5 protein-coding genes, 1 tRNA gene and 1 pseudogene are annotated in these 7,331 nt (G+C 62.1%); 4 read left to right on the plus strand and 3 right to left on the minus strand.

What is annotated here, in order from left to right:
• Both Q0D45_RS21445 and Q0D45_RS21450 read left to right on the plus strand, forming a co-directional pair.
• Nucleotides 1–170 (plus strand): tyrosine-type recombinase/integrase (locus tag Q0D45_RS21445; RefSeq protein WP_366946520.1); only part of this gene is annotated, 170 nt, incomplete at its 5' end.
• Between the two features lie 18 nt (nt 171–188).
• Nucleotides 189–264, plus strand: a tRNA-Thr gene (locus tag Q0D45_RS21450).
• An 875-nt stretch (nt 265–1,139) separates the two neighbouring features.
• Here Q0D45_RS21450 and Q0D45_RS21455 read toward each other — a convergent pair.
• From Q0D45_RS21455 to Q0D45_RS21465, 3 genes and pseudogenes are all read right to left on the minus strand, one after another.
• A complete protein-coding gene (locus tag Q0D45_RS21455; RefSeq protein ID WP_293397917.1) occupies nt 1,140–2,030 on the minus strand; it encodes an SDR family oxidoreductase in 891 nt (296 codons plus the stop codon).
• Nucleotides 2,031–2,182: 152 nt separating this feature from the next.
• Nucleotides 2,183–3,607, minus strand: a pseudogene (locus Q0D45_RS21460) (AMP-binding protein); the annotation flags it as partial.
• Between the two features lie 10 nt (nt 3,608–3,617).
• On the minus strand, nt 3,618–4,736 hold the full coding sequence (locus Q0D45_RS21465) for an alkane 1-monooxygenase (protein ID WP_293397919.1): 1,119 nt from the start codon (nt 4,734–4,736) through the stop codon (nt 3,618–3,620).
• Between the two features lie 219 nt (nt 4,737–4,955).
• Between Q0D45_RS21465 and Q0D45_RS21470 the strand changes: the two genes are divergently transcribed.
• On the plus strand, nt 4,956–5,657 hold the full coding sequence (locus Q0D45_RS21470; RefSeq protein WP_293397921.1) for a MerR family transcriptional regulator: 702 nt from the start codon (nt 4,956–4,958) through the stop codon (nt 5,655–5,657).
• A gap of 795 nt (nt 5,658–6,452) precedes the next feature.
• The coding region (locus Q0D45_RS21475; protein WP_293397923.1) for an AAA family ATPase at nt 6,453–7,331 on the plus strand (879 nt) is incomplete at its 3' end.

The following is a 7,331-nucleotide window of genomic DNA, read 5'->3' on the forward strand; positions in this document are numbered from 1 at the left end:
TCAAGGGATTGCACTTTCACGACCTGCGCCACGAAGGCACCAGCCGCCTGGCTGTGAAATTCAATGGCGACGTAATGGCCATGTCGGCCATGACCGGTCACAAGTCGCTCCAGATGCTGAAACGGTACACCCACCTTCGAGCCGAGGATTTGGCGGCCAGACTCGGCTAAAATGGCAGGGCGAAGCGTGCCGGCATAGCTCAGTTGGTAGAGCAGTGCATTTGTAATGCGAAGGTCGCGGGTTCGACTCCTGCTGCCGGCACCAACGCTCACTCATGAGTCCCCGCCCATTCAGGGCGACAAAGTTCCACATGTGCAATTTGCTCGAGGTCCGATAAAGCCATCGAGCGCGCTGCAAGATCGCTCTCGATCGTGGACGACAAGGGAGCCGTATCACCCGACGGCAAACGACGAGAGGAACGATCAATGAATAACTTGGCGAACAGATCGCGCATGTCATGCGCGGCTTCAGCATTGAGGTCACAGCGCCGCACGAGGCGTGTCGGCGAGAGTAGGGTTGTTCGGCCGCGCCAACCGCTCGACGATCTGGTGATTGCCGTTTAGATACGAGAATCGATCTGGGAAAGAGTGTTCTCCGAAAGGCAGATTTCGGAGGACGGCTTGGGCGGCGATTTCTGGTGCTGGCTGCTGGACCTTCCCGATGAAGATTACTCAAGACATTTCTGAACGTAGTGGCCCCGATGGCGTGCTTGAACAAAGTAAGCAGATCGCTGCATCGTGCGCACGGGGCGGCCGCTGGTCCGCTCTAGGGGTCGGCCGCAGGTGTGGTGCTGGTCTCGGCGTCCTCTCTCGAGCGACCTCGTTATCGTGGCGAAAACGGCTTACTTCGCAATGGCCTAAACCGAGGATGGCTTGACGTCGGCCGGCGCAGCACCTGTCGGCTGCTGCTCATTTGGGCGAATAGCCACGCCGGGTGTCGGCCGGAGTGGTCGCCCGAGGTAGCATGAGACCGTGATTGCGATCCCAAACTTTGAGCCCGTTGTCGTGTTCGGCGACGACGCCAACCGTCCACATCGGGCTGGACCAGATCCTGATCGGTCCCCATTTGCGGAATGCCGGCGAACGTCTCCGACGCGGCCTGCGACGCGCCGGTGTCTGGCCGCACTTTCCGCCGGTTCATCAGCGGCTCGAGGTGGACTTCACGCCTTCGGTCAGCATCTTCGGCGGCACGTCCAGGTGGAAGCCGGCAAACGGCGCCGACTTGCTGTGCTGCTGAGGCGGGTTCCAGCACAGACGCGCATTCGGTGCGCCGCCATCGACGCGGATCGTCGCACCGGTGACGTAGGCGGCTACTGGTGACAGCAGATAGACAATGGCGCCGGAGATCTCCGCGACATTGCCGTAGCGCTGCAGCGGAATGGCCAGCGGGAACTTGAGGATTTCCTTCTGCGCCTCCGGCTCGTAGGTGTCGAAGCCGCTGCTGGCGATGCCGCCCGGCGCTACGCAGTTGACCCGGACGCCGGACGGTGCCCATTCCGAAGCCGCGCTTTCCGACAGCGTCAGCATGCCGCCGCGCGCCGCACCCGAATGGGCGTAGTTCGGCCAGCCGTTCCAGATGTCGGCGATGATGTTGACGATGCTGCCGCCGTTCTTTTCCATCCAGCGGTTGTAGACCTCGCGCATCACCATGAAGCCGCCGAACAGGTTCAGACGGACCACGGCTTCGAAGCCTTTGCTGCTGATCTTGTTCATCGGCTGGCGGTACTGGCCGCCGGCGTTGTTGACCAGACCGTCGATGCGGCCATGAGCCGCGAGTACACCGTCGACCATCGCGATCACCTGCGCTTCGTCGCGGATGTCGCACGCGTGTGTCGTCGCCTTGCCGCCATCGGCCTCGATCTCGGCTCTGACCACGTCGAGCTTGGCCATGTCGCGGCCGACGATGGCGACGGTCGCGCCGAGTGCTGCCAGCTCATGCGCAGTGCAGCGGCCGATGCCACTGCCGCCACCGGTGACAACGACGACCTGGCCGCCGAACAGGCCGGGACGGTAGACGGATTGATAAGCCATGGAATGCTCCTGCTGGAATGGGATTTCAGTTGAACGAGGGCGCGGCGAGCAGCCGCTCGCGCACGGCACGCTTGAGGACCTTGCCGGTTGGCGTCATCGGCAGTGCGGCCGTGAATTGCACGTCCTTCGGCGCCTTGTAGGGCGGCGATCAGGCTGCGGCAATGGCTGATCAGTTCGGCGGCAGTCGGAAACTGCCCTTCCGCCCTGACGACGACGGCCGTGATCCGCTCGCCCCACTTGGCGTCCGGCAGGCCGATGACCGCGCACTGCCTAACGCCGGGATGCTTGCCCAGCGCCTGCTCGACCTCCGCCGAATACACGTTCTCGCCTCCGGTGATGATCATGTCCTTGACCCGGTCGACGATGTAGAACTGGCCTTGTGCGTCACGGAAGCCGGCATCGCCGGTCCGATACCAGCCGTCTTTCATGACCGCCGCCGTTGCTTCCGGCTGCTGCCAGTAGCCGCTGAACATCGTCGGCGATCGGATCAGGAACTCGCCGACCGCGCCTTGCGGCACTTCCAGCCCATCGGCGTCGACGACACGGATCTCGATCAGTGGCAGCGGCGTTCCGCAGGAGCGCAGCGAGGCTTCGTCGTCGACATCATGCTGCTCGGGCCGCAGCAGGGTCAGCACGCCAGAGGATTCGGTGGCGCCGTAGAACTGCATGAAGCGGCACTTCATCTCCAGCAGCGCACGTTTCAGCAGGGTCGAGGAAATCGCCGAGCCGGCGTACATCATCAGACGCAGTGACGAAAAGTCCGCGGTTGCCGCCGCCGGGTGATCGAGCACCATCTGGATCGCGGTCGGCACCAGAGCGCAGATGGTCGGGCGGTCGCGGGCGATGACGCTCAGCAGTTCGCCCGGCTCCAGCGCCGGCAGCAGGGACACGGCGGCGCCGTTGTACAGCGCCTGGATCGACAGGCCGGTGCCGACCATGTGGAACACCGGCATCACGGTCAGCAGGACATCGTCATCACACCACTGGTAGGCGGGCTCCAGATGCTCGGACAGGCGCATGTAGCCCAGGCCACCGTGAGTGATCTGCACGCCTTTCGCGCGACCGGTGGTGCCCGAGGTGTAGACCAGCATCGCGGTGTCGTCCGGGCTGATCTTCAACTGCGGGTCCCGGCCGTCGCCGCTGAGCAGCCATTTCTCGAATAGGCCAGGGCTGGCGCTGGTCGAGTCGAAGACGATGGTCTTGAAAATGCCCTTGCTGAGCGCCTGTACGGTTTCCAGACTGTCCACGAATTCGCGGTCGACGAAGATCAGGGGGCAGCCGGCGTCGTCGATCACCGCTGCCAGCTCCGGGGCGGCCAGCCGCCAGTTGAGAGGCACGATCGCCGCGCCCGCCTTGCTGACGCCGAACAGGATCTCGAAGTAGCGCGCCGAGTTCTTGCCGCAGAAGCCGACATGAGCGCCCGGCTGGATGCCCGAAGCGAGCAGCGCGCTGGCGACCTGGTTGCTGGCCTCATCGAGGCCGAGGAAGCTGCGCCGACCGAGACTATCAATCAGCGCCGTGCGCGCGTAATGGCGCGGGATGTCCGCCAGACTGCGGACCTCGCTGTGCAGCCACATGGGGTTCTCCTCAGACGCCGACGGTGGCGGCCTTGCCGATCGCCAGGCCCGGCTCGTTCTGCCAGTCCGGCCAACCGGCTTCGCGGTTCTGGCGAGCGGCCAGCGCCCGTTCCTCGGCGGTGGCGAACTCGGCATCCCAGCGCTTCAGCGCCGGCTTGATGATGGCGTTGTGCCAGAGCGGTGGAATCAGCGCCGACAGGAAGCAGACGAACACGCTCGGCATCACGATCGCTTCCTTGTGCGGCGCCAGCTTGTAGTACACCTGATACGAGTTCAGGTGATGATCGGCGTGGTTGGTGATCTCGAAGGCGACGGTGCGCGAGAACCAGCCGAGGTGGTTCCACAGATGGCGACGGCCGATCGGCGCGCCCGGCACCCGCACCACGCCGTAGTGCTGGAAGTAGTTGAAGGACTCGACCCAGAAGCGCGAGATGGTCATCGCGCACAGGCCGAACACGGTGCCCTGCCAGCCGCCGACCGCGAACAGCAGGCCCTGGAACAGCAACTGGGCGAGGATCGCGCGGTAGAGCCGGTGACGGATGTTCCAGGGGCTCAGGCCCTTCTTCTTCAGAGCATTCGCTTCCATGCGCATCGCGTAGCGTGTGCTTTCGATCACGGCATTCGGTGTGAATGCGTACAGCGAAGTACCGCGGCGCGCGGTATCGCCGTCATGCTCGGTGGCGACGTCGATGTGATGGCCGACGACGTGGGCGATATCCCGCGTGCAGTCGAGGATGCACAGATGCGAGTAGCGGCCGACCGTGCGGGCCAGTGCGCCGCGCATGTGGTACAGCTCGTGCGCTGCGGGGATCAGCGGGATCACGCCCATCCAGGCGCAGCTAAGCACACCGCCGACGATTTGCCAGGGGCTGAGCGCTTCCACCGACAGCCGCCAGGCGAACACCACATAGAGCAGCACCGGGCCGATCGCGCACAGCCAGATCGGGATATTGGCCAGCGTCGCATTGCGCATCCTGCGCATCGAGTAGTCGCGCGGGAACAGCGTGTCCAGCACCGCCAGCGCCGGGAAGGTGATGATGCCGGCCCAGACCGCATCGCCGCCGACCAGAAAGCCGCTGTAGGCGACGGCCAGCACCAGGACCGGGGTCCAGTATTTCAGGTAATCCATGTTCGCTCTCCTTTGTCGCACGCCCGCAATGGGCCATCGTTGTTGGCGCTCTTCGGCGCTCGCCTTGCCGTCGGATCGTGAACGGGCCTGGGGGCAGATCCGGACTGGCAGGCTTATCGTATAATTAATTTATGCATAATTAAATTATTTATTTGACCGTTTATCGGACGACATGCACCCCTGCCTGATGGGCGGCCGCTATCCTTGCCGCTGTCCTGCATGAGCCGTGGTCCGCCGATGAAGATGAGAGAGCTTGAAAGCCGGACCGGCGTGACCCGGCAGATGATCCAGTTCTATCTGGCCAACGGCCTGCTGCCCGAGCCGGTGCGGCCGAAACCGAACGTCGCCGAGTACGGCGAGGAACACGTCAAGGCGATCCAGGCGATTCGTCGCTTGCAGACCGATGGCCGCCTCAGCATCAGCGAGATCAAGCAGGCGCTGAACGGCAAGTCGGCGACGGTGCCGACCGACGCCGCGGTGTTCCCGCATCTGGACGAGTTGTTCGCGTCCCGGGCCGGTGTCGAGGCCCAGGTGGTGCCGCTGTCCTCGGTGAAGACGCGCAACCCGCAAGCGGAAGCCGATGCGCGAGTGCTCGAAGAGGTTGGTGCGATCAAGCTCGTGAAGCTGAAGGGAAAGCCGCACCTTTCGAACATGGATGCCCAGATCGTCGGCTGCTGGGGCGACATGCGGGCCGCGGGATTCACCGAATCCGAAGGCTTCGACCCGAGCATCGTGGCGCTGCACGTCAAAGCGGCGGAAAGCCTGGCCAGCGACGAGGTCGACAGCTTCCTGTCACGAGTCTCCCCGGACTACTCCGCGGAAAAGAAGGCGGCCATGGCCCAGGCCGGCAGCAAGGTTATGCTCAGCCTGTTCACGTTGCTGCGCATGAAAGCGACGATTTCCGCATTCAAGCGAATCTGATCGCCGCTTTGATTCCGCTGGCGGTGTGTCGCCGGGAGAGGTTTTAGAAGCGCTACGCGCCAACTGACTGTCGACAGAAGTCTCGCCGGTCCACTACGGGGGGCGTTGTGCGGCCGAATAGCGGCCACCGGCGAACGGCGGCTTTTGGCACAAATGCGACGCAGATCACAGGCCGCTCTCAGCCCGAAGCGGAAGCTCAAATGCAAAGACTGGGCGCCGACGAGCGGTCAGTCAGAGGAGCCCAGCCTTTCGGCTGCTCGGTGCGGTCGGCACGAAGAACCGGGTTGGCCGCGTTGCCACCGTCTTTCCTGAGTTCATCGCCCGCGACGGTCAGGAGCGCGCGGACGGGGGGCGTCAAGGAGACAAGTGCAGGGTTGGTGCGGCCCGCAGGCGAAGCCGAGGACACGGCCATACGCGCCTTGACGGCACACGGCCGCGGATTACAGGCGCGAGCAAGGTGATGAAGTCAGGCGAGACGGCTGGACAAGGCAACGGCCGCCTTGATGTGCCGACCGCACGCAAGCGAAGCGCGCAGGCCCGAAGCTGGAAGCCGGGCAGTAGGCGTCAGCGATGTGGAAGGCTGGCGAACGCCAGTCCCGTCAGGGCTGAGCGAATAGCGAACCTGGAGCAGCGCGGTCCTCGAAGCGGAGACGCACTGACGTATTTCGCTACTTATTGTTATGAATGAGGTAGCTGCTTTGGGCTAGAGTTGGGAAATGGCAAGACGCGAACACTCCGTCATCTTTCGGCGGATATTGCTACTTATAAATTCTAAGAAGTTAAGGGAGGATTTTCGTGCACCTTCACTCGTATCGCCTCAAAAATTTTCGACGCTTGAAGGATGCTCATATTGAGCTGGCTGACGACATATCAATATTCGTAGGATCGAATAACAGTGGAAAAACGTCGGCAACTCAGGCCATCCATGCGTTCGTCACGGGTGGAAGGGATCGTTTCAGTCTCTATGACTTCAGCTCTTCGTGCTGGAAAAATTTCGATGAAGCTGAGAATATCAACCTGGCCGACCCGATTCCCGAAGGTTTCTCACTTCCAAGCATAGACCTTGACCTCTGGTTCGAGGTTGCAGCGCCAGACCTTTACCTAGTAATTCCCTTGCTTCCGAGCACGGCGTGGGAAGGAACCAAGGTTGGTATACGGGTTTCCCTTGCCGCTCGAAACTCCATTAACCTCATTAAAAACTACCAAGAAGCTAGGGCCAAAGGTACTGAACAGGCCGCGGAACTACCGCCAGAGTCCCAATATATTCCTTGGCCTCGCTCCATGACGGACTATCTCCAGCGCGAGTTCAAGAACGAATACGAGATGCGCTATTTCATCTTGGACCGCACGCAGTTTGATGAAAACTTCCGTGAAATCGGCGCTTATGTTCCAGAAGAGCTAGGTGGCGAGCCAAGTGGCGGAACGATTCTGAAATCCCTTATTCATATCGACAACCTGGGGGCGCAGCGACACCTTGCTGATCCTAGTCCGGAAGCTGGTGGTAGATCGGAAGACCTGTCAAAGCGTTTGAGCCGTTTTTACAAGCGAAACCTTAATCAGAGGCAAGACGATCACACAGCCCTGCGGGCGCTATTCGACTCTGAACAAGCGCTCAACATTCACTTAGATAGTGTATTCAAGCCGACACTTGATCGACTTGCCAAGCTTGGATAT

The sequence above is a fragment of the Nevskia sp. genome, from assembly GCF_023266035.1.
In the GTDB taxonomy this organism is placed as follows: domain Bacteria; phylum Pseudomonadota; class Gammaproteobacteria; order Nevskiales; family Nevskiaceae; genus Nevskia.

Excerpts from the sequence above, each read along its gene's own strand:
- Q0D45_RS21455 (WP_293397917.1), bottom strand. The coding sequence starts at position 2,030 with ATGGCTTATCAATCCGTCTACCGTCCCGGCCTGTTCGGCGGCCAGGTC.
- Q0D45_RS21465 (WP_293397919.1), bottom strand. The coding sequence starts at position 4,736 with ATGGATTACCTGAAATACTGGACCCCGGTCCTGGTGCTGGCCGTCGCC.
- Q0D45_RS21470 (WP_293397921.1), top strand. The coding sequence starts at position 4,956 with ATGAGCCGTGGTCCGCCGATGAAGATGAGAGAGCTTGAAAGCCGGACC.